The sequence below is a fragment of the Mucilaginibacter sp. KACC 22063 genome (genome assembly GCF_028736115.1).
Classification (GTDB): Bacteria; Bacteroidota; Bacteroidia; order Sphingobacteriales; family Sphingobacteriaceae; genus Mucilaginibacter.
In genome coordinates, this window is the sequence record NZ_CP117877.1 from 4,357,460 (window position 1) to 4,378,836 (window position 21,377).

General features: G+C 42.7%; 21 protein-coding genes and 2 tRNA genes. 16 read left to right on the plus strand and 7 right to left on the minus strand.

Features of this window, described 5'->3' with window-relative positions:
* The first annotated feature begins 27 nt into the window (after window positions 1-27).
* Window positions 28-915, plus strand: coding sequence for a UbiA family prenyltransferase (locus PQ461_RS19060; protein WP_274207140.1), 888 nt, complete (start codon window positions 28-30; stop codon window positions 913-915).
* A 204-nt stretch (window positions 916-1,119) separates the two neighbouring features.
* Here PQ461_RS19060 and PQ461_RS19065 read toward each other — a convergent pair whose 3' ends face one another.
* The 3 genes from PQ461_RS19065 to PQ461_RS19075 all read right to left on the minus strand — a co-directional run bounded on the left by PQ461_RS19065 (window position 1,120) and on the right by PQ461_RS19075 (window position 3,469).
* A complete protein-coding gene (locus PQ461_RS19065; protein ID WP_274207141.1) occupies window positions 1,120-2,430 on the minus strand; it encodes a carbohydrate porin in 1,311 nt (436 codons plus the stop codon).
* 85 nt (window positions 2,431-2,515) lie between these two features.
* Window positions 2,516-3,169, minus strand: a complete 654-nt coding sequence (locus tag PQ461_RS19070) for an HD domain-containing protein (protein ID WP_274207142.1) — start codon at window positions 3,167-3,169, stop codon at window positions 2,516-2,518.
* Between the two features lie 36 nt (window positions 3,170-3,205).
* On the minus strand, window positions 3,206-3,469 hold the full coding sequence (locus PQ461_RS19075) for a helix-turn-helix domain-containing protein (RefSeq protein WP_274207143.1): 264 nt from the start codon (window positions 3,467-3,469) through the stop codon (window positions 3,206-3,208).
* Window positions 3,470-3,782: 313 nt separating this feature from the next.
* Between PQ461_RS19075 and PQ461_RS19080 the strand changes: the two genes are divergently transcribed.
* The 8 genes from PQ461_RS19080 (at window position 3,783) to PQ461_RS19115 (ending at window position 10,472) form a co-directional block, all read left to right on the plus strand.
* Window positions 3,783-4,064, plus strand: coding sequence for a DUF427 domain-containing protein (locus PQ461_RS19080; RefSeq protein WP_274207144.1), 282 nt, complete (start codon window positions 3,783-3,785; stop codon window positions 4,062-4,064).
* A complete protein-coding gene (locus PQ461_RS19085; protein WP_274207145.1) occupies window positions 4,061-5,443 on the plus strand; it encodes a mercuric reductase in 1,383 nt (460 codons plus the stop codon). The genes PQ461_RS19080 and PQ461_RS19085 overlap by 4 nt, the downstream gene beginning before the upstream one ends.
* Window positions 5,444-5,446: 3 nt before the next feature.
* Window positions 5,447-6,406 (plus strand): ABC transporter ATP-binding protein, encoded by a 960-nt coding sequence (locus PQ461_RS19090; RefSeq protein WP_274207146.1) that lies wholly within the window; start codon window positions 5,447-5,449, stop codon window positions 6,404-6,406.
* Window positions 6,403-7,974, plus strand: a complete 1,572-nt coding sequence (locus tag PQ461_RS19095; RefSeq protein ID WP_274207147.1) for an ABC transporter permease/substrate-binding protein — start codon at window positions 6,403-6,405, stop codon at window positions 7,972-7,974. The genes PQ461_RS19090 and PQ461_RS19095 overlap by 4 nt, the downstream gene beginning before the upstream one ends.
* 1 nt (window position 7,975) lies before the next feature.
* Window positions 7,976-9,130 (plus strand): ergothioneine biosynthesis protein EgtB, encoded by a 1,155-nt coding sequence (gene egtB / locus PQ461_RS19100; protein WP_274207148.1) that lies wholly within the window; start codon window positions 7,976-7,978, stop codon window positions 9,128-9,130.
* A gap of 3 nt (window positions 9,131-9,133) precedes the next feature.
* Entirely contained in the window at window positions 9,134-10,117 is a 984-nt protein-coding gene (gene egtD, locus PQ461_RS19105) for an L-histidine N(alpha)-methyltransferase (protein WP_274207149.1), read from the plus strand.
* Between the two features lie 132 nt (window positions 10,118-10,249).
* Window positions 10,250-10,321: transfer RNA gene (locus tag PQ461_RS19110), tRNA-Glu, on the plus strand.
* A 79-nt stretch (window positions 10,322-10,400) separates the two neighbouring features.
* A tRNA-Glu gene (locus PQ461_RS19115) sits at window positions 10,401-10,472 on the plus strand.
* 48 nt (window positions 10,473-10,520) lie between these two features.
* On the opposite strand, the gene PQ461_RS19120 is transcribed toward PQ461_RS19115, so the two are convergent.
* From PQ461_RS19120 to PQ461_RS19130, 3 genes are all read right to left on the minus strand, one after another.
* On the minus strand, window positions 10,521-11,096 hold the full coding sequence (locus PQ461_RS19120) for a DUF6438 domain-containing protein (protein ID WP_274207151.1): 576 nt from the start codon (window positions 11,094-11,096) through the stop codon (window positions 10,521-10,523).
* Between the two features lie 60 nt (window positions 11,097-11,156).
* On the minus strand, window positions 11,157-11,591 hold the full coding sequence (locus PQ461_RS19125; RefSeq protein WP_274207153.1) for a VOC family protein: 435 nt from the start codon (window positions 11,589-11,591) through the stop codon (window positions 11,157-11,159).
* 168 nt (window positions 11,592-11,759) lie between these two features.
* Window positions 11,760-13,079 (minus strand): outer membrane beta-barrel protein, encoded by a 1,320-nt coding sequence (locus tag PQ461_RS19130; RefSeq protein WP_274207154.1) that lies wholly within the window; start codon window positions 13,077-13,079, stop codon window positions 11,760-11,762.
* Between the two features lie 359 nt (window positions 13,080-13,438).
* On the opposite strand from PQ461_RS19130, the gene map reads away from it, so the two are divergent.
* From map to PQ461_RS19155, 5 genes are all read left to right on the plus strand, one after another.
* Window positions 13,439-14,203: a type I methionyl aminopeptidase gene (gene map / locus PQ461_RS19135; RefSeq protein ID WP_274207156.1), complete on the plus strand. Its 765-nt coding sequence runs from the start codon at window positions 13,439-13,441 to the stop codon at window positions 14,201-14,203.
* Window positions 14,204-14,305: 102 nt separating this feature from the next.
* Window positions 14,306-14,803, plus strand: coding sequence for a nuclear transport factor 2 family protein (locus PQ461_RS19140; RefSeq protein WP_274207158.1), 498 nt, complete (start codon window positions 14,306-14,308; stop codon window positions 14,801-14,803).
* 54 nt (window positions 14,804-14,857) lie between these two features.
* Complete coding sequence (locus tag PQ461_RS19145) at window positions 14,858-15,931, plus strand: acyltransferase family protein (RefSeq protein WP_274207159.1); 1,074 nt, start codon at window positions 14,858-14,860, stop codon at window positions 15,929-15,931.
* A 56-nt stretch (window positions 15,932-15,987) separates the two neighbouring features.
* A complete protein-coding gene (xth, locus tag PQ461_RS19150; RefSeq protein ID WP_274207160.1) occupies window positions 15,988-16,761 on the plus strand; it encodes an exodeoxyribonuclease III in 774 nt (257 codons plus the stop codon).
* Window positions 16,762-16,824: 63 nt separating this feature from the next.
* Window positions 16,825-18,627 (plus strand): DUF885 domain-containing protein, encoded by a 1,803-nt coding sequence (locus PQ461_RS19155; protein ID WP_274207161.1) that lies wholly within the window; start codon window positions 16,825-16,827, stop codon window positions 18,625-18,627.
* A gap of 59 nt (window positions 18,628-18,686) precedes the next feature.
* Here PQ461_RS19155 and PQ461_RS19160 read toward each other — a convergent pair whose 3' ends face one another.
* A complete protein-coding gene (locus PQ461_RS19160; protein WP_274207162.1) occupies window positions 18,687-19,769 on the minus strand; it encodes a DUF3810 domain-containing protein in 1,083 nt (360 codons plus the stop codon).
* A gap of 98 nt (window positions 19,770-19,867) precedes the next feature.
* On the opposite strand from PQ461_RS19160, the gene PQ461_RS19165 reads away from it, so the two are divergent.
* Window positions 19,868-20,812, plus strand: a complete 945-nt coding sequence (locus PQ461_RS19165; protein WP_274207164.1) for a bifunctional helix-turn-helix transcriptional regulator/GNAT family N-acetyltransferase — start codon at window positions 19,868-19,870, stop codon at window positions 20,810-20,812.
* Between the two features lie 65 nt (window positions 20,813-20,877).
* Complete coding sequence (locus tag PQ461_RS19170; protein WP_274207166.1) at window positions 20,878-21,201, plus strand: phosphoribosylpyrophosphate synthetase; 324 nt, start codon at window positions 20,878-20,880, stop codon at window positions 21,199-21,201.
* Window positions 21,202-21,377: the final 176 nt, after the last annotated feature.

Below are 21,377 nucleotides of genomic sequence, written 5' to 3' on the forward strand. Positions count from 1 at the left end.
CGTAAGTATTACTACCTTGGTTTACTAATGTTAAAACATTTAATTCCCACACGTTCGGCAATTGCACATCTGCGCTTTGTATTTTCCCTTTTTTTATTGCCTGTATTTTGCTTCGCATACAGCCAGGCGCCGCAGATAATAACCGGAAAAGCCGTTTTGATCTTTTTTATCTGGCATTTTCTGGCTTTCCCGGCAAGCAATGGTTATAACAGCTATTTTGACAGGGATGAAGATAGTATAGGCTTACTCGAGAAACCGCCAGCCGTAGATATATCACTTTATTATTTTTCGATATTTATCGAAGCGCTTGCCTTTTTACTCGGTTTATTCATAAGCTGGCAATTTGCCGCGGCCGTATTGCTTTATGGTATCATGTCAAAGTTATACAGCCACCCCTCAACCCGGTTAAAAAAATATCCAGTCATCAGCTTTTTAACTGTGTTTATCTTTCAGGGATGTTTTATATACTGGACTACCTACACCGCCCTTGCAGGCGTTAGTATTTTTAACAAGTGGGATACCCATTTTATTATTGCCGGTGTCATAAGCTCTTTGCTTATTGGCGCATCATATCCCTTAACCCAGGTTTATCAACACGAGGAAGACAGCAGCCGAGGCGACCGTACTTTAAGCATTGTGCTGGGATATAAAGGCTCGTTTATATTTTCAGGAGCGTTGTTTGCAACGGCTATTGCGCTTACTTTTATCTACTGGCACCATATTTCCTTACTGCCCTTTTACGTATTTTTAGTCTGCTCTGCGCCAGTATTTATCTTTTTCAACTACTGGTTTTACCTGGTGGGCAAATCAACAGCAAACGCCAATTACAAAAATGCCATGCGCATGAATTTTATCAGCGCAGGTTGTATGCTGCTCTACTTTGGCGGATTAATGGTTGTGCGGATATTCAGCTAACTGGCCTCACCTAAATCCTCTTAAAAAAAAGAGAAATTCATATAGCCTCACCTAAGTCCTCTCCTTTGGAGAGGACTTCAGTTTTATAAATATTTATTTTAAACCCTTCTCTTTTGGAGAAGGGTTGGCATGAGGCCCTCATAACTTCTTATCCGACTCACAACCCCTAAACAAAAAATCCTCTCGAGTGAGAGGGTCAATGTCTTAAAACTCAACGTGCGCTCTGAGTGAAAACACGTTTACAGGTCCGCGGTCTTTATTGTAAGCGGGGTGCAGGATAAACTGGTAATCTGGCGAGATAAAGAACTTCTGCTGGAAAGCATTGATCTTGTAATACAACTCGCCGATCATTTCAGTACCGTAATTTAGCCTACCATCACCAATGATGAACCCATAGCCTCCTGCTGCCAGGTAATTTCTGTGCGGGCCTGACAAACCGTTACCTACAAATGCAAGCCCGATCTCGTCGTACTTACGTTTCCATGATTGTCCGTTCAATACACCACCAAAGCTCAACGACCGGTCAATCTCGGTAAAGAAATATGTCTCTGTGTGCCCATCGTTCCAGCTGGCGCGTGCAAATACACCGAAGTCTTTTGTCAGGTTCTGCTCTGCATTTAAACCGAACCCATATTTATTGCGGCCATATTTTTCCGTTGATTCCACATCAGGCGCAACCGGAGATTCGGCCAGGGCCAGGTTGTAATTTCCAGGTTTGCCATTGTTTACAAATCCAAGTATCCTGAAAGCCCCCTTTTTATTACTGATGGCATAGCGCTTCTCGAATTCCACTGTTTGCGAATTGGCTTTACCAATGCGCTCGTCCCAAATGTAGCCGTTTGGTTGTGTTGTTACCATCGTCATGGCATAGCGCAATGTCCACGTCGGCTGGCCTAACTCGGCATACACACCAATAGCATAACCACGCGTATTAGCTGGGTAATCCCATGCGCCGTTGCTCATCAGCGACCAGTTCATGAACTGGCTACGCGGATCATGGCTAAAGCTATTTTGATCAAAATAGTCCGCCATGCCCCATTTACCCACAGTAACAGAAAAGTATCGCTTACTTTTTAAGCCTGCCAACTGGTTAAAATCATCATTAAGTGTGTCCTTATCTTTACCCCATTCAAAATTCTGGGTAAGAAACAACCGTGCAATATAGATTTTAGGCTCAGCAGATCCTACACGGAAGGTTTCACCATTTGGAAAACCCGCTACACCAAGCGTTTTACTTAAACCCGAACCACCCGACATTTCAGGATTAAAAAATGCCTGCGCTCCTTTCCATAACCTGGCACCGCCAAATAACGACGTGGTTATGGAGGTTTGCGTTTCTTTTTGTGTTAACAAACTATTTTGACCGGTGTAAGGCGCACTAAAACCAAGCTTTGACTGGGTGATAACCGTTTGTTGAAAATGAAAGTTAAAGCGTTGCTGCTTTAGTGTATCTTGTGCATTTGCACTTACTGCACAAATGATTAATACCAATAATAGGGGTAATTTTTTCACCATAAATGTTCAATTTTTTATTGACTACCTGCTGCAAATATAAAAACTATTAAATCAATCTAAAGTTTTTTTTAGACTAATCTAAATTTTAAGCCTCTCCGTTCCATTCCCTATAAAAATGATCAAGATACTGCAGCATAAAATCATGACGCTGAGCGGCTAACTGCTTACCTGTAACGGTATTCATCTTATCCTTAAGTAAAAGAAGTTTTTCGTAAAAATGGTTGATGGTGGGTGCGGTACTTTTCTTATAAGCCTCTTTGGTTAAGTTTAAATCGGGCTTTATTTCAGGATTATAAAGCTCACGGTTCTTGAAACCACCGTAAGTAAATGCGCGGGCAATACCAATGGCGCCTATGGCATCCAGGCGGTCGGCATCCTGCACCACAGCCAGTTCGGGAGAAAAATAAGACTGCTCATCAAAGCTGGCTTTGAAAGACATATGCCTGATGATCATTTCCACTTCGTGAACGACAGATGTATCAGCATTCACAGAGCGTAAAAAATCAGCCGCTGTTTGTGGGCCTATTTCTTCATCGCCGTTATTAAACTTGCTGTCTGCTATATCATGCAGCAAAGCAGCAAGTTCAACAACCAGCATGTTGGCCTTTTCAGTACTGCCAATTAGTTTGGCATTATTCCATACGCGCAAAATATGCCACCAGTCGTGTCCGGCTTCCGCATTCTGCAGTTCTTTTTTTACGAAATTAACAGTGAGGTTTATTAAATTAAGGTTGTCCATATTTGCAGTTCAGGCTGCAAATATATTTATTGATATCTACATTGAAGCAGCGCGCCTTTGATGTAATTGCTCTTCGGCCGGTTCCTCGCCCAATAAACTGATCACATCAGTTTCAATCAGTCTGGCAATATGAAATAATCTTTCTAAAGTAATTTTAGTATAGCCCAATTCGATTTTGCTGTAAGCATTTTGTGATATACCCAGTTTCATGGCCAGGTACTCTTGCGTATACCCTTTTCTTTCTCTTATTTGGCGTATGTTAGAAGCTACAGATTTTATTTTTGATGATATGTCTGCCATTTTGTAATAACAATTTTAAGTATAGATACGGAGCGTGCCTCGATTTGGATTCAGATTTTAATTAATGGTTAACTTATTTTTGATAACCGCCTCACCCAAGGTTAATGTTAACACAAAACTTTTATAAAAGATTATATTTTGTTACAACCCATAGTTGTTCATATATAGTCATAAGTATTTTAAATAATTACGTTTTAAACCATCAAAAAATTATTTGACATATAACAAAAGGAGGTTGTAATAATTATTCTGCGACTGAAAACATTATGCAGAAATTGTATCTTTAGTAAATCTGATACCTTAAAACTATACCATGAAAGCAATATGGAACGATCAGGTTATTGCCGAGAGCGATAACACCATTGTTGTAGAAAACAATCATTATTTTCCCGCAGAAAGTGTAAATAAAAGCTTTTTGCAAGATAGCAGCACACACACTACCTGCCCATGGAAAGGACTGGCTTCTTATTACACGTTAAATGTTAATGGCCGGGAAAACAAAGATGCAGCATGGTACTACCCCGAACCCAAAGAAGCAGCAGCAAACATTAAAAACTATGTGGCTTTTTGGAAAGGGGTTAAGGTAACTGAATGAAACATTACGATGCCATAGTAATAGGCTCGGGGCAGGCAGGCTCGCCGCTTTGCAAAAAGTTGGCGAAGGCGGGCAAAAAAACCGCACTTATTGAGAAAAGATTTATTGGCGGCACCTGCGTTAATGATGGCTGCACGCCAACAAAGGCCATGGTGGCATCGGCAAAGGCGGCTTACATAGCTAAACGTTGCAGTAACTTAGGGGTAAGTATAGACAGCTATCATATCGACATGAAGCAGATCAAACGCCGTAAGGACGAGATCGTGCTTCAATCGCGCAATGGTGGCCAAAAGGCCATAGAAGCAACCGAGAACCTTGACCTGATATGGGGCGAAGCCATATTTACCGGGCACAAAACTGTAAAAGTACTGCTGAACAATGGCGGTGAAGAAGAATTGCAGGCCGACCTGTTTTTTCTCGACATCGGTACAACACCAATTATTCCAGGAATCCCCGGACTTGATACCATAAATTATCATACCTCTACTACCCTGCTCGATGTAGAACAGATACCGGAAAGCCTACTAATTATCGGCGGCAATTATGTGGCACTTGAGTTTGCACAGATGTTTCACCGCTTTGGCAGCAAGGTAACCGTATTGGAACGTGGCCCGCGTATCATGTCGCATGAGGATGAAGATATCAGCGATGAACTGAAAGAAATTTTGATTGGAGAAGGGCTTGATATGTTAACCAATGCCCATGTTACGCTTTTTGAAAAAGAAGGCGAAACCATTAAAGCCACTGTAAAAGTTGGTGAAGATATAAAGCAACTTACCTGCTCAGACGTATTGATAGCAACCGGCCGAAAGGCACAAACCCAATCCATTGCCTTGGACAAAACCGGAATTGAACTCGACGAAGAAGGCTTCATTAAAGTAAATAATAAGCTGGAAACTACAGCACCAGGCATTTACGCTTTGGGTGATGCTAACGGAGGCCCTGCATTTACGCACATCGCTTATAATGATTACACCATAGTTTACCGAAACCTTTTTGAAGGCACGTATTACAGCACCACCGACAGGCCGGTACCTTATTGCATGTTTACCGATCCGCAACTTGGCCGTGTCGGCATCACTGAAAAACAGGCACGAGAAAAAGGACTGAATATTAAAATCGCGACATTACCAATGAAACACGTGGCGCGTGCCATTGAAACCGGTGAAACGCGCGGCGTGATGAAAGCAGTGGTTAATGCTGATACTAAAGAGGTATTGGGTGTAGCCATACTTGGCGAAGAAGGCGGCGAAATTATGTCAGTAATGCAAATGGCTATGGAAGGCGGCATTACGTATGACCGTATCCGGTATTGTGTTTTTGCGCACCCTACTTACTCAGAATCGTTGAATAATTTATTCATGAAGCTTGATGATTAAGCCATGATATCTGTACGCCAGTTAAGCAAACATTACAATCAACAAATAGCAGTTGACCGCATCTCCTTTGATGTTAATGAAGGGGAAACGCTGATCATTTTAGGATCAAGCGGGTGCGGGAAAACAACTACGCTGAAGATGCTTAACCGCCTGATTGAACCCACCAGTGGCGATGTGGCTGTAAATGGCGTCAACATCAAAAAACAATCGCCGGAGGAATTACGCCGCGGCATTGGGTATGTTCTACAAAACACCGGGCTGTTTCCGCATTATACCATAGAGCAAAATATTGCCATTGTACCCAACCTTTTGAAATGGGATAAGGCAAAAACCACTGAACGTATGCACGAGTTAATGCAAAAACTGCATTTACCGACAGAGATGCTTCGACAGTACCCATCTCAATTAAGCGGTGGACAGCAGCAGCGGGTTGGGCTGGCACGTGCATTAATTGCCGACCCTCCTGTTTTGTTAATGGATGAGCCTTTCGGGGCATTGGATAACATCACCCGCACCCGGATACAAACAGAATTTAAAGAGTTGGACGAGCTGAAGCGCAAAACCATTGTAATGGTAACGCACGATGTTCAGGAGGCATTTGAATTAGCCGACCGGATCTGCCTGATGGATCAGGGCCATATCATTCAGATTGGTAAACCGCAAGAGCTGCTATTCAAGCCTGCTAATGATTTTGTAAAGCAATTCTTAGAAGGGCAACGCCTGCAATTAGAGTTAAGGCTGATCACAATGGAGCAGCTTTGGTATCTCTTGGAAGCTACCCCAACTACACAATCTGCTCCTAATGTCAATGCTAAAACCAGCGTTTGGGATTGCCTTAACATATTTGGTCAAAAGCATGATGCTGTTACGGTGCAATATCAGAATGGGTATAAAGCAATTACCTTTCAGCAGTTGATGTCGGCTTTTAACCAGTATCAAAAACAAACGCAATCTGCCGCATGAACGAGCAACCTCAAAACCTTTGGCAGTTTATGGTGCAGGAGTCGGACAAGCTGCTGACCCAAACCTTGCAGCATATCGGCCTTACGTTTATCTCATTGCTGTTAGCTATTCTTGTGGGGCTGCCATTGGGCATATTTATAGCGCGCAGGCAAAAATACTCGGGCATTGTATTAACCATAGCCGGTATATTACAAACCATACCCAGCATAGCATTGCTTGGGTTTATGATCCCCGTATTAGGTATAGGCCCCAAACCTGCCATAGCTGCATTATTAATCTATGCACTACTGCCGGTTATTCGCAACACGTTCACTGGCATTTCCGGGGTTGATGCCTCGGTTAAAGAAGCGGCACAGGCGATGGGCATGTCGCAGGCACAGATATTAACCAAGGTTGAGCTGCCCTTGGCTATGCCCGTAATATTAGCAGGTATACGCACCGCTGCGGTTATCAACGTTGGCGTTGCCACGCTGGCCTCATTAATAGCTGCCGGTGGCTTGGGTGAGTTTATTTTCGGCGGAATATCGCTTAACAATACCAACATGATATTGGCCGGGGCTATTCCCGCAGCCATATTGGCGATATTGTTTGATACCCTCTTAGCGCTGTTACAAAAACTGGATGTAAAACGTTTTAAAACTGCTGTTAAAATCTTGCCAATATTTATTGTTGCACTGGCTATGCTTTACATTATTCCTTCAGCCTATGCAGGTAAGCTTGAAGCCGGTTTTACACCCGAGTTTATGGGCAGGCAGGATGGCGACCTGGGTCTTAAACAAAAGTATGGTCTTAAAATACACACCCTTGTTTTAAGCGATGCCATTATGTATAAGGCGGCTTACCAAAAACAACTGGATGTAATCAGCGGCTACTCAACAGACGGCCGCCTTAAAGCTTTCAACCTTACGGTACTTAAAGATGATAAAGGCATTTTTCCACCTTATTATGCAGCACCATTAGTGCGCGAAGGCGCTTTACACCGTTTCCCAGAATTAGAGAAAACGCTGAACCTGCTATCGGGCCATATCACGGATGGGGTAATGACCGAACTGAATTACCGAACCGATTACCTGCACCAAAGTCCCGAAAAAGTGGCAAAGGATTTTTTAATAACACAACACCTCTATAAACCGTCAAGAAACGGGCATGGCGATGTAGTACGCATCGGCTCAAAAATCTTCGGCGAGCAATATATCCTGGCAGCAATGTACAGCATGCTGATCCGCGGCTATACCGATTACCAGGTATCAACCAAAACAGGATTAGGCGGAACCAAAATCTGCTTTGATGCACTGAACAACGACCAGATTGATTTTTACCCCGAATATACCGGCACTGGCCTACTGGTAATGCTACAACCCAGCCAGCAAACTGTTGATGCCATAAGCCACGATCCGGATAAAACTTATGCTTATGTTAAAGATGAGTTCGCAAAAAAATACAACCTGCAGTGGTTAAAACCCATCGGCTTTAATAATGCATACGCTTTGATGATGCGCGGGCAGCAGGCGGCCCAACTGAACATTAAAACAATTTCCGATTTAAAACGCTATTTGAATAATAATTAATATGTCGTCGTTTTCCGATACCTATAAAACATTAAGGCAACGCTCAGAACAAATTTGCAGCTACCTGCAAACGGAAGACTATGTGGTACAACCTGTTGTAGACGTTAGTCCGCCGAAGTGGCACCTTGGGCATACTACCTGGTTTTTCGAAACTTTTATCCTGAAGCCTTATGTTACCGGGTACCAGGAATACGATCCCGAATACAACTATGTATTCAACAGCTATTACGAAAGTGTTGGCGCGCGGGTTATTCGCACAGACCGCGGCAATTTAAGCCGCCCTACCGTGCAGGACGTGTATAAATACCGCGCTTATGTTGACGAGGCGATGTTTCATTTCCTATACAATGAGCCGTCTGAAGAATTAAAGGAACTGTTGATTCTTGGCTTCAACCATGAAGAGCAGCACCAGGAACTTTTATATTACGACATTAAATATATTTTAGGGCATAACCCGCTGTTTCCTGCTTATAACCCTCAGTATTCGTCGCCAAAAGTAGAAGCCGATGCAAGCGGCAATTTTATTGCCATGCCCGAAGGCGTGTATGAAGTTGGCCACCAGGGCGAAGGCTTTTGTTTCGACAATGAGCTTAACCGCCACAAGGTATATCTTAACGCTTACGAGATCAGCCCTAACCTGGTAACTAACGAAGAGTACGTAAAGTTTATTGAAGCCGGTGGCTATCATGATTTCCGTTACTGGCACGCCGAAGCCTGGGATTGGGTAAAGAACAACCAGGTTGAAGCACCGCTGTACTGGTACAAAATAGACGAGCAGTGGCACAATTACACGTACCGCGGACTTGAACCGTTGAATGCTGATGAACCGGTTTGCCACATCAGCTATTATGAAGCTTATGCCTATGCATCGTGGAAAGGCTTGCGCCTGCCTACCGAATTTGAGTGGGAAGCCGCTGCCAGCAAATTTAACTGGGGATTACGCTGGGAATGGACAGAAAGTGCCTATCTCCCCTATCCGGGCTTTACAAAAGCACCCGGTGCCATCGGCGAATACAATGGTAAGTTTATGGTAAATCAAAAAGTGCTGCGTGGGGCATCAGAAGTTACGCCACCGGGCCATGAACGTGTTACTTACCGCAATTTTTTTCATCCAAACCTGCGCTGGCTGTTTAGCGGCCTGCGCTTAGCAAAATAAAACATGCAACCTGTAAAAAACCTGCACTTAAATGATCAGTCTGACATTACTAACGGCCAGTTTTGCCGTGATGTAATAGAGGGATTAAGCTCGGTACCTAAGCATTTGGATGCCAAGTATTTTTATGACGCCAAAGGCGATGAGCTTTTTCAGCAGATCATGAACATGCCCGAATATTACCCGACTGATTGCGAGATGGAAATATTTTCGGAGCAAACTGCCGATTTAAGCAAACTACTTAAAGACGACAGCCCGTTCGATTTGATCGAACTGGGTGCGGGGGATGCTACAAAATCAATTCACCTGTTGCGCGGACTGGTAAATAGTCATGCCGATTTCAATTATGTACCGATAGATATTTCGGGACATGTAATAGACCTGCTAAACGAAACCTTGCCTCCTGCCGTTCCCGGCCTGAAAGTGGAAGGTATACAGGGTGATTACTTTGAGGCACTGGATAAAGCGCAGCATTATTCTAACCGCCGCAAAGTGGTGCTATTCCTGGGATCAAATATTGGCAATATGCCGGTTGCAGATGCAGAAGCCTTTTGTAAAAACCTGCGTAAGTATCTTTCGCCCGGAGATATGCTGTTGGTTGGCTTTGACCTGAAGAAAGACCCGAAAGTAATTCTGGATGCTTATAACGACAAGCAGGGCATTACCAAGCAGTTTAATATCAACTTATTACACCGCATTAATAACGAGCTTGGCGCAGATTTTAAACCTGACCAGTTTGAGCATTATGCCACTTACGATCCTGAAACCGGGGCCTGCAAAAGCTACCTGATCAGCCTTTGCGACCAGAACATTAGCCTTTGTGATGAAACCTTCGACTTTAAGAAAGACGAATACATTTACATGGAAGTATCGCAAAAATATACTGTTGAACAAACACGCCGTATGGCTATACAGGCAGGCTTTAAACCACTGCAGGATTTTTACGATAGTAAAGGCTGGTTTTTAGATACCGTATGGCTTGCTTTGTAATGCTGAAACCATAAAAATTAAGCTTTTTAAAAAAATTTATTTTAGGCTATTGATTTAAGCCACAAGTTTATATCTTTGCAATCCCAAAATAAGGGAAAGCAGTTCTTTAACTAAAAAATTGCCTTGATAAAAGGCCCGTTCGTCTAGGGGTTAGGACGCAAGATTTTCATTCTTGAAACAGGGGTTCGATTCCCCTACGGGCTACTTTGAATTTAGAATTTTGAAGGAGTGGATTTTAAATGATTCGCTAACTCACGATTCAGTAACTCGAAACTTAACAAAAGGCCCGTTCGTCTAGGGGTTAGGACGCAAGATTTTCATTCTTGAAACAGGGGTTCGATTCCCCTACGGGCTACTAAATGAAAAGCCGCTTTGCTATTGCAGAGCGGCTTTTCTGTTTTAATTACTTACCGTTAGGCGGAAACTTGATCTTCTTAACATTCAGCATGTGCACAGGCCGCTGAGCTTCTGACTCAAATCGAATTGTATCTTTAATCGGTTTAAGCTTTATTGTTTTATAACTATAAATCACATAGTAAAATACATTTGCAACGTTATCTGGTAAACTACCAGACTGAGCCCTTATGTGTTTAATTTTATCGCCGTAATGAATGAATACTTCTAAGCTTTGATCATCTATAGAGTGGTTATAAGACGTATCAAGATTTTTATAATTAATACTCTCCATTTTAATATTTAAAGTATCCCAAAATTCCTTACTCACTTTACCTGAATAGTGTCCTACAAGTTTAATCCCTTTAACAGTGTTTGATTTCAACTCAAAGGGAATGTTATCACCAAAAAAATAATATTTAAGAGAACTATCAATACTAGTTATAGTTGGCTGGCAAGGCCCAAAGCAGCTACCTGTGGCTATTTCAATTTTGGTGATCTCATTATATCTTTTACCATAGTTACAACTACAGACAGATAATAAAGACAATATTGTGAATAGCAGGAATAAGATATGGTTCTTCATAATTACAAGCTGATACTTAGTCAAGATTTAACGTTGAACAGTAGCCACCTTTATATTTACTTACCCATTGTAATTAGGATCAAACTCTATAATCCATTCAATGCCATACTTATCCCTGAACATTCCGGCATAAGTCCCCCAAGGGCTGTCTCCAATCGGGCCTTCAACTTCTCCACCTGCTGATAAATCGTTAAATACTTTATCTGCTTCTTCACGGCTTTCGGCGTTCAATAATATTTTAGACCTGTTTTCATTTTCGCTTACCCGGCCCATAAATTCAGGAACATCGTTAGCTATTAACAAGTTATTTTTACCAAGCGGCAAAGCGATGTACATGATCTTATTCGTATCACTTTCTGATGGCTGAAAATCCTCGCTTGCTATATCTTTAAAACGGACAATCTTGGTAAATTCTCCACCAAAAACTGATTTATAAAAGGTGAATGCTTCTTCGGCATTACCATTAAAGTTGATCCAGGGATTAATTGCTCTCATGGTTTAATTGGTTTTAGTGTTGCTATTAGTGCGCCTAAATTGAACATATCTGATATACAGATATTTAAATAAATATACTATCTATTAATATGTAACCCAAATTACTAACAACAAAAAGCCGCCCTACTTTCGTAAAGCGGCTTTCCGTAAATATCTATAACTCGAATATTAAAACCTTACAATCAGGTCCATTGAGGCAGTATACTGATCTTTTTTGGCGCCGTTATCATACGGTGTAATGCCATCGGCATAAGCACGCTCATAACGGATCTCTGGTCTAATGCGCATATACTTGTTCAGGTATTGCACAAAACCAATGGTATGGCTGCTGTAAGTAGTGGCGTAACCGGTACGGTTACCTTGCGGGTCGCTCAGGAAATCGTTACGGATAGACAGGTAGTTGTTGTTAGACAATTTCACCTGGAAGTAGTTAACCGCACCTACAGCCTGCGATAAGCCGGGAATCATGGAACCCGGGCCTACACCAGTAAAAAACGGACGAGGCGGCCTATCAACAACTGTTCCGCCAACCAAGGCGTCTTTTTGCCACATGTAATAAGCCTCGGTCATCATGTGGAAGGTACTGTTAAAACGGTGCCCCCAGGTACCTACTATCATTTGCAGGTCGTCGTGGTTATTTTTGTATTTACCTGCACCAAGCGAATTGATACCGCCGTAAAACGAGTCGTTATTATCGTGCGATACCCAACGTGCCATTAACAAACCATTTACACTGGCCGAATTGCTCCAGGGCGCTACGTCATTACCGGCATGTACGCCCACTTCCAGTTGCCAGTACGATCCGATTTTAAAGGTAGCCTGCGCACCTGTAAATGTATAGGGGTCAACACTGAACATCAAAGAATGGGTGTAGAGGTAGTTGTCGGGTGCCCATTGCGCCTCGATATCGGCAGGTGAGATAAAACGTCCGAATTTAAGCAGCATGCCATCGGCAATTTTAGGAAAGTAAACCAAGCCATAAATTTCAGCCGGATCCCAGCCGTACTTGTTGTTATGCTGTAATAACTGATCGCTGAAATAGCCTTTAGCAGTAGTATAACGGTAATTAGTACCGAAGATATTGGTAAACAAAAAGCCTGCGCTAACATGGTCTGTTTGTACGGTATTGGGTTGCAGCTCCATTTTAATACCCAACTGGTCAAGCACTACCTGGTTAGGAATAATACCGTATGACATTGGCGCATTGGAATGCTTTGAAGAACTGATATTCCCGCCGCCGTCAGCCCAGCCATAAAACCTGAAACGGGTATTGGTAGCGCCAAGTGCCTTTTGTAAGGGATAAATGGGTGCAGTAGCATCCACACCAACAAGCGGCATACCATCCCAGTCGCTCGAAGGAAAAGGCGGCGAATCCAGCGGAGATGGCAGCGAACGTGCAACAGTATCAGTTTTAACGGTAGAATTTTGGGCCTTGACCCTAAAAGTAATTGCTGCGAACGCAGCCACTAAAAAGACTATTTTTTTCATTTAACAGGGGGGTATTTATTTATGACTGTCTGTTTTAAAGCATCTCGTTTAAATCTTTGTAAAAATTGAAAGCTTCGATCATGAGATATCATCCTCTCAATTTGATATGCGCTTGTCAAACAGAGTGCCACCAGCCACCATTAACAAATAAATTATTGATTATTAAGTAATTGAAATACCTTATTTAGCCTTTGATAGTTAAAGATGAAATAGAACATCTCCAAAATGAAAACGATGGTTTTCAAAAACGAAGATTGAGGCGGGGTAAGCACTTGTAAATCATACTTGCGTAACTTGACATTCAATGAACCTTTACAAGCTGATTTATCGCTAATTTTGTATTGTTAATATTTTACACGATGTCGATATCCACCGAAAACGAGAAATTAGGAATGCAGCAGATCAGCGATGCTGTAGCCATCACGCTAAAAAAGATGCGGGAGTATGCCAAACCGGGTATCTCTACCAAAGAGCTTGACGAATATGGCGGTGAGTTACTGGCTCAAATGGGCGCAAAATCGGCACCGAAGCTTACTTATAATTTCCCCGGATATACATGCATCTGTGTTAACAACGAAGTAGCGCACGGCATACCATCTGAAAACAAGATCCTTCAGGAAGGTGATTTAATTAACATCGATGTATCTGCCGAACTTAATGGTTATTGGGCCGACAATGGCGGTTCCTTTGTTTTAGGCGAAGATATACACGGTCATGGCAAACTGGTAGAGGCATCTAAAGATATATTAAGAAAAGCGATCAGCAATATCAAAGGCGGTGTCAGGATCTCGGAGATTGGCAAACTGATTGAAACCGAAGCTAAAAAAGCAGGATATACCGTTATCAAAAACCTTACTGGCCACGGCGTTGGCCGCAGCCTGCACGAAGAACCGCATGAGATTGCCAATTATTGCGACAGGTTTAACCTAACCCGTTTTAAAAAGAATTCGGTGGTGGCTATAGAAACTTTTATCTCTACCAAGTCGACCATTGCTGAAACAGAAGCTGACGGCTGGACATTAACCGGCAACAGGGGCGGCTTTGTTGCCCAGCACGAACATACCATTATGGTAACCGGCGGCGAGCCGTTTATATTTACGGCACAAAACGGCGTTTGGGATTAAAGGCCTACAAGCCACTATATAAAAGGCGATTACTATGGTAGGCGCCTTTTGTGTTTTTAGTCTAACGTGTAACAATCAGCATATTACAACCGACTAATAAGTATGAAAACATTAATCTCATCCTTATTACTTACCATTTGCCTGGGACTGATTGCAAGTACAAATAGCTTTGCACAAACAGGTGCTGCCGATAAACCTTACGTACCTGAGGCTTACAAACCGGCTTCTATAGAACTTTACAATACCATAGTAAAACTGGACAGCACTTACTTTGATACTTACAATCATTGTAACTTGTCAAAGATGGATTCGCTTACTGCCGAGGATATTGAGTTTTATCATGATCGCGGCGGACTAACCACTTCAAAAAAGGAATTAATACAATCTATTAAAAACAACATTTGCGGCAAAGTGACCCGTACCTTGGTTAAAGGCAGTATCGAAGTTTATGAAATAAAGGGCTATGGTGCCGTAGAATTTGGCTATCATACTTTTCGCAACATTCAGGAACCGGGCGAAAGTCGTCCGGATAAATTTGTCATTATCTGGCGGTTAAAAGATGGCAAGTGGCAAATGACGCGGGTAATCAGTTTGCATTAATAAAGTTACAGACGGTTCGCTACATGCGGTAAAGTTATTTGTATACTTACCGGTATGACTAATCTGCTGCAAACCAAAAAGCATTTTGAAGTACTGGATGGCATGAGGGGTATTGCGGCTTTAGCTGTAGTTACCTTTCATTTCATGGAGATGTTTATCACCGATTACAGCAAAAACTTCATCGGTCATGGTTTTCTTGCGGTAGATTTTTTCTTTTGCCTGTCGGGCTTTGTAATTGGTTACGCTTATGACGATCGTATCAGCAAAATAGGATTAGGCCAATTTTTCAAGTCGAGGCTGATAAGGCTGCACCCGTTAGTTTTTTTAGGGTCGGTATTAGGGCTGATTACTTTTTTGTTTGATCCGTTTGGCGGAAATTTATCTGCTTACAGCCCCGGCCGCATACTGCTTCTTTTCATTACCTCTGTTTTATTGATCCCCTTCCCGGTGATGAATGACCGGGCAAATAATCTTTTCGGACTCAATGCTCCGGCATGGTCGCTGTTCTGGGAGTATATCGCAAACATTATTTATGCGCTTGTACTGTGCCGCTTAAACCGCAAATGGCTAATTCCGCTGGTTATCATTGCCGCGGGTAGTATTTGCTATGTGGCTTACCGCTCGGGCTCGGTAATGGGTGGTTGGGGCGGCCCCAGCTTTTGGGATGGTTCTGCACGTATCTCCTATTCTTTCCTTGCCGGGCTTATCATTTATCGTTTTAACCTCATCATCAAAAATCCACTTGGCTTTATTGGTATGGGTATTTTACTACTGCTTACTTTTTTAATGCCTTTTGGCAAATGGAACTGGCTTACCGAACCATTTGTGGTGCTTATTTATTATCCGCTGATTGTAGCCTTGGGAGCAGGTACAGTTTCAGGAGGTTTGAAAAAGCTTTGCAATTTCTCAGGTGAAATATCTTATCCTTTATACATGACGCATTATTGCGTGTTATGGATGTTTGGCAATTATTATGCATCGCAAAAACCGGATAGTACAACGCTTGCACTTGTTATTGTAAGCAGTATTATCTTGCTTGTAGTATTTGCCTGGCTTGTCATGACTTTTTACGATAAGCCGGTAAGAAGATTCTTAACCTTAAAATTCAACCGGCCCCAAGCAGTGTAACTACACTTTTTTACTTCGGTAAGAACAGCTACATTTATTGTGCGTTATAAATTATCATGAGAATAGCTACCTACAATGTAAATGGCGTTAACGGCCGCCTGCCTGTTTTACTTCGCTGGTTAAATGAAACCGCACCAGATGTGGTTTGCCTTCAGGAATTAAAAGCCCCGCAGGAGAAATTCCCCGAGGAAGCGATTAATGATGCCGGTTATAAAGCCATATGGCATGGCCAAAAAAGCTGGAACGGCGTAGCGATTCTTTCAAAAGATCATGATATCATAGAGCGCCGCCGTGTGCTACCCGGCGATGATGAAGACCTGCACAGCCGCTACATTGAAGCTGAAATTAACGGCATCATCATAGGTGGTTTATACCTGCCGAATGGCAACCCTGCACCAGGGCCAAAATTCGATTACAAATTGAGTTGGTTTAAACGCCTGCAAGCTCATGCAGCAGGTCTGTTATCGGAAAAAGTCCCCGTTATACTAACAGGCGACTATAACGTGATGCCAACCGAGCTTGACGTTTATAAACCCGAACGCTGGGTGGACGATGCCTTGTTCCGCCCGGAGACTCGCCAGGCCTTTAAAACTTTAGTTGATCAGGGCTGGACGGATGCCATCCGCAAATTATATCCGGATCAAAAGATCTATACCTTTTGGGATTATTTCCGCAATGCCTATGGCCGCGATGCCGGGCTGCGCATCGATCACTTTTTGTTAAGTCCGCAAATTGAAGGCAAACTAAAAGTAGCAGGCGTTGATAAAAATGTTCGCGGTTGGGAAAAAACAAGCGACCATGCCCCGGTATGGATCGAGCTGGCCGTCTGACCAATTTCCATTCATTTTGTTGCAAGCATGATATTGGTTACTTTTAGCCTTTAACCCCACATCATGCGTAAGATTTTATTAGCCCTTGTATGTGCAGCAGCACTGGCTGGCTGTAAACAACCTGCAAACAAAACTTCATCAAACCAGGATATTGCCAAGCTATTCGACAATTATTATGAGGACCGCCTGAAGCTTTATCCACTCGAAGCTACTTTCAATGGCGATAAACGCTATAACGGCGAATTAAAGAACGATGGCTCTGCAGCATTTCAAAAACAATCGCATGATTTTTTTGCCGGTTATTTAACAAAGCTCAAAGCCTTTGATCGCGATAAACTCAGCGATGAGGATAAATTATCTTATGATATTCTGCTTTACCAATTGAATACCGCACTTGAGGGTCAGGAGCTACATATTTATTATGATGTGCTAAACTTTGCACATTCTGTATATACGCCATTTAACCAAATGGTGAGCATTCCGCTTACCATGGGCCAGTTAGGATCTGGAACCGGGGCACAGCCGTTTAAAACCGTTGCAGATTACGACAACTGGCTGAAACGTGTAAGCGCTTTTAAATTATGGGCTGATACCGCTATGGCCAACATGGATAAAGGCATAAAACTGGGCATCATCTGGCCAAAGGCCAATGTGGTAAAAATGATTCCGCAGATGCAAAGCATGGTAGTGGCATCGCCTGAAAAAAGCCTTTTCTACGGACCGATTGACAGCCTGCCTAAATCTTTCAGCGAGGCAGATAAAAACAGGCTAACGGCCGCTTATAAAAAAGCGATCATGGCTGATATTGTACCTACCTATAAAAAGCTTGGCGACTATCTTAAAAACACGTATCTGCCGCATGCGCTTAGCACGTCTGGCTTGTCGGCATGGCCAAACGGCACAACCATGTATGCTTACATGGTTAAACAAAATACCACCACTACCAAATCGCCCGAAGAGATTTACCAGTTAGGCTTACGCGAGGTTGCAAGGATCAAAAGCCAGATGGACAGCATTAAAAATAAAGTTGGCTTTAAAGGCGACCTGAAAGCGTTTTTTGCATACATGCGCACCGATCCTAAATTTAAACCTTATAAAACCCCTAAGCAGGTGCTAGATGCTTTCGAGAATATACACCAGCGAATGCAGCCCAACCTGAAGAAAATGTTTACAAATGTGCCTAAAACACCGTTCGAGATACGGCAGACAGAAGCCTTCCGTGCAGCATCGGCCAGCGCCGAATATTTGCAAGGCAGTGCAGACGGTACGCGTCCCGGTATATTTTATGTGCCGATATTAGATGCTACGCAGTTTAACGTGACGTCGGGCATGGAGTCGCTGTTTTTGCATGAAGCGATACCGGGACATCATTACCAGATTTCTTTAGCACAGGAAAATACATCGCTTCCAAAATTCCGCAGGTTTGAGGTAGATAATGCATTTGTAGAGGGCTGGGCGCTTTACTGCGAATCTTTAGGCAAAGAGCTTGGTTTATTTACCGACCCTTACCAGCACATGGGTGCTTTGGGCGATGAAATGCACCGCGCCGTACGTTTGGTGGTTGATGTTGCCATCCATACCAAGGGCATGACCCGCGAACAGGCTATCAATTATATGATGAGCAACGAGGCCATCGACGAGCAGGGCGCCACTGCTGAGATTGAACGTTACATGGCAAATCCTGGTCAAGCTTTGGGTTATAAAATAGGTGCGATTAAAATACGTGAGTTGCGCAATAAAGCCGAAAAAGAATTAGGCAGCAAATTTAACCTCGCCGATTTCCACAACCAGATACTTAAGGACGGATCAATGCCTTTAAGCGTACTGGAAAGCAAGATCAACGCCTGGATAGCAGAGAAGAAATAGCTTTTAGCTGAAAGTTTAAAGCTAAATTTTATTGCTTTTAACTTTAAACTTTCAACTGCTTATTTCCATACATCCTCGCGCTTATACCAAGCCATGGTCAGCCTGATCATGCGGTTGTAGGTATACAGGCCGGCGGGTTGTTTATTGGCTTTTAAGAAATTATCGTAAAAGCGGCCGCTGATCATACCGATCTGTCCGGCGTATTTTGTCCAGTACAGACTATCAGTTTTCAAGTCTTGCCGCACACCGGTATTCAGCATGGCTTTTAACTGGTGATGTGCAGTGGTATCACGGCGACGCAGGTAGCGTAAAAATTCGATTGTGCCTGCATAGTAAGCCGAATATCGCTGTAGTTTATCCCGCGAACGTATACCTGCCAGGTAACCGCCGAAGTCAGCTTCGTCCTCCCTGCCAAAACCTATCTGGTGTGCCATTTCATGGCAGGCTGTAAACGGACGGTCGAACACAGGCATTTGCCAGTTCAGCTGTGCTTCACCGGTAAACGGGTTAAAATAACCTGACGTTTCGAGGTAATTAAGCAATGGCGTAATCAGCGATGGTTTTATTCGCGGTACTATACTTTGGTATTTAGGAGATACGGTACTTAATCTTTTTACCGCACTAACAGCAGTATCATAAATAGCGCTATTGTCGCGGTTAAAATCTTGCGGCTTTAATTCATTCCGTAAGGTGTTGGTACTATCAATAAGCAGCTTTGTAACTGTGGCAACATCTTTAATGGTATAACTGGTGTCTCGCAGATTAAGTAAGTCGGCAGCTGCCGGGCGCGAATAATTAATGCCCCAAAGCAGGTAAAACAAGCAAATAGCTATTTCAAAACCAATAAAGAACTTTAGTACCGCAGTACCAACGGCTTTAAATCTGGCTGTAAAGAGTAAGCGGAAGAAATTGAATACCGCATAAATTAAATAGCCAATCACTGCGATGTAAATCAAATCACCAACGCTAAAGGGCAACCAACCTAAAAGCGGGTGCAGGATCCAGCTAATACCTTTATATAAGCCTTCGCTGTAAAAAGTCTCTACAAATTGCGGCGGCAAATTGGTGATGATTACAATTATTGCTGCCAATAATATGATGATGACAACCTTATTTTTTGCAAATGCTTTTAACCTGCTCACAGGGTAAATATACATTGCATGCTCAGATTTTCACTTAAAGTTTGTATTTATCAAACCAAAAATTAAATTTGCGTAATTGATTACGTAATTGATTTATTATGGAATTTTATGATAAGACGGGTAAGATGGCTATTGGTAGCCGCCTGCGCCGGTTAAGCGAAAAAATAACAGAACAGGCCGGCCAGGTATATGGCTTTTACGATATTGATCTGCAGCCGAAGTGGTTTCCTGTGTTTTACGCTTTATCTACAGGCGAACAGAAAACCATTACGCAAATAGCACAGGAGATCGGGCATTCGCACCCTTCGGTAAGTACAATTATAAAAGAAATGATGCGCAAAGGCATTGCCGAAGAGGCAAAACATACCGGCGATGCACGCCGTAATTATGTTCAACTTACCGAAAGCGGGCTGGCAATAAATGACCGCATACAACACCAGTACACCGATGTGAATGCAGCTATTGAAAAAGCATTAAGCGAAACCAACAACAACCTGTGGAAAGCCATAGAAGAGTGGGAATACCTGCTCGAGCAAAAAAGTCTGGATAAACGTGTAGCCGAAGAAAAGAAAATGAGAGAAAGTAAAGAAGTAGAAATAGTAGCATATCGCCCCGAATTTAAAAGTGCGTTCAGGGAGATCAATGAAGAATGGATCTCAACCTGGTTTAAAATGGAAGAAGCTGATTACCGTTCGCTCGATCATCCGCAGGAATATATCATTGATAAAGGCGGCTATGTACTAATTGCCCTTTATAACGGAGAACCTGTTGGCACCTGTGCATTAATAAAAATGGACGAGCATAAATTTGAGATGGCTAAAATGGCGGTATCGCCAAAAGCTAAGGGCAAAGGCATTGGTGAGTTACTGGGTAAAGCTGCCATTGCAAAAGCTAAATCGGCTGGAGCAAACAAACTCTACCTGGAAAGTAACACCGTTTTAAAGCCAGCATTAAGCCTTTACCAAAAGCTTGGCTTTAAGAAAATCACCGGTGTGCCTTCCCCTTATGAGCGCTGCAATATCCAGATGGAATTGGATATTTAAGCAGGTAGAGGGTTGGTTTTTAAACGGAGTTGCGTAACTTTATAAAACAAACAGATACTATACCTATGAAACAGAAATTTCATTATGCTACCATAACCCAGGCTATTGAAGAGTTAAAGAAACAAGGCTTCACACTCGACCTTAACTTAAAAGAGAACCAGTTTTTAGTGGGCGAGCAGGCATATCCTGCCGATGAGTTTGAGATTGTTGACCTGTATCGTTACGAAGGCCCGTCAGACCCTGCGGACGAATCCATTGTTTATGCGCTGGCTTCTAAATCAGGCTTAAAGGGCTTACTGGTATCAGGTTACGGCAACTCAACAGACGAGGATTCTGCAAATACCTTACAACAACTGCATTACAAATACCTCCACCATTACGGAGAGTAATCTGATATCCAATTACACATAAAAGCCTCTTCCAGAGGCTTTTATCATTTTAACTGTTCCTGATACTGTATCACACAAGATACATAATGCAGCAAGCATAGCACATATATTTATCGTATTAGTTATTAAGCAGTTGTCAGAACGAAATTTTCACCTGATTTATAAACCTGATTGTT

What these genes read in the sequence shown, in the direction of transcription:
- PQ461_RS19140 (WP_274207158.1), top strand. Translation starts at nt 14,306, where the DNA reads ATGAAAACATTAATCTCATCCTTATTACTTACCATTTGCCTGGGACTG.
- PQ461_RS19120 (WP_274207151.1), bottom strand. Translation starts at nt 11,096, where the DNA reads ATGAAGAACCATATCTTATTCCTGCTATTCACAATATTGTCTTTATTA.
- PQ461_RS19075 (WP_274207143.1), bottom strand. Translation starts at nt 3,469, where the DNA reads ATGGCAGACATATCATCAAAAATAAAATCTGTAGCTTCTAACATACGC.
- PQ461_RS19130 (WP_274207154.1), bottom strand. Translation starts at nt 13,079, where the DNA reads ATGAAAAAAATAGTCTTTTTAGTGGCTGCGTTCGCAGCAATTACTTTT.
- PQ461_RS19060 (WP_274207140.1), top strand. Translation starts at nt 28, where the DNA reads ATGTTAAAACATTTAATTCCCACACGTTCGGCAATTGCACATCTGCGC.
- PQ461_RS19090 (WP_274207146.1), top strand. Translation starts at nt 5,447, where the DNA reads ATGATATCTGTACGCCAGTTAAGCAAACATTACAATCAACAAATAGCA.
- PQ461_RS19065 (WP_274207141.1), bottom strand. Translation starts at nt 2,430, where the DNA reads ATGGTGAAAAAATTACCCCTATTATTGGTATTAATCATTTGTGCAGTA.
- PQ461_RS19085 (WP_274207145.1), top strand. Translation starts at nt 4,061, where the DNA reads ATGAAACATTACGATGCCATAGTAATAGGCTCGGGGCAGGCAGGCTCG.
- PQ461_RS19145 (WP_274207159.1), top strand. Translation starts at nt 14,858, where the DNA reads ATGACTAATCTGCTGCAAACCAAAAAGCATTTTGAAGTACTGGATGGC.
- PQ461_RS19125 (WP_274207153.1), bottom strand. Translation starts at nt 11,591, where the DNA reads ATGAGAGCAATTAATCCCTGGATCAACTTTAATGGTAATGCCGAAGAA.
- map (WP_274207156.1), top strand. Translation starts at nt 13,439, where the DNA reads ATGTCGATATCCACCGAAAACGAGAAATTAGGAATGCAGCAGATCAGC.
- PQ461_RS19165 (WP_274207164.1), top strand. Translation starts at nt 19,868, where the DNA reads ATGGAATTTTATGATAAGACGGGTAAGATGGCTATTGGTAGCCGCCTG.
- egtB (WP_274207148.1), top strand. Translation starts at nt 7,976, where the DNA reads ATGTCGTCGTTTTCCGATACCTATAAAACATTAAGGCAACGCTCAGAA.
- PQ461_RS19095 (WP_274207147.1), top strand. Translation starts at nt 6,403, where the DNA reads ATGAACGAGCAACCTCAAAACCTTTGGCAGTTTATGGTGCAGGAGTCG.
- PQ461_RS19080 (WP_274207144.1), top strand. Translation starts at nt 3,783, where the DNA reads ATGAAAGCAATATGGAACGATCAGGTTATTGCCGAGAGCGATAACACC.
- egtD (WP_274207149.1), top strand. Translation starts at nt 9,134, where the DNA reads ATGCAACCTGTAAAAAACCTGCACTTAAATGATCAGTCTGACATTACT.
- PQ461_RS19155 (WP_274207161.1), top strand. Translation starts at nt 16,825, where the DNA reads ATGCGTAAGATTTTATTAGCCCTTGTATGTGCAGCAGCACTGGCTGGC.
- PQ461_RS19170 (WP_274207166.1), top strand. Translation starts at nt 20,878, where the DNA reads ATGAAACAGAAATTTCATTATGCTACCATAACCCAGGCTATTGAAGAG.
- xth (WP_274207160.1), top strand. Translation starts at nt 15,988, where the DNA reads ATGAGAATAGCTACCTACAATGTAAATGGCGTTAACGGCCGCCTGCCT.
- PQ461_RS19070 (WP_274207142.1), bottom strand. Translation starts at nt 3,169, where the DNA reads ATGGACAACCTTAATTTAATAAACCTCACTGTTAATTTCGTAAAAAAA.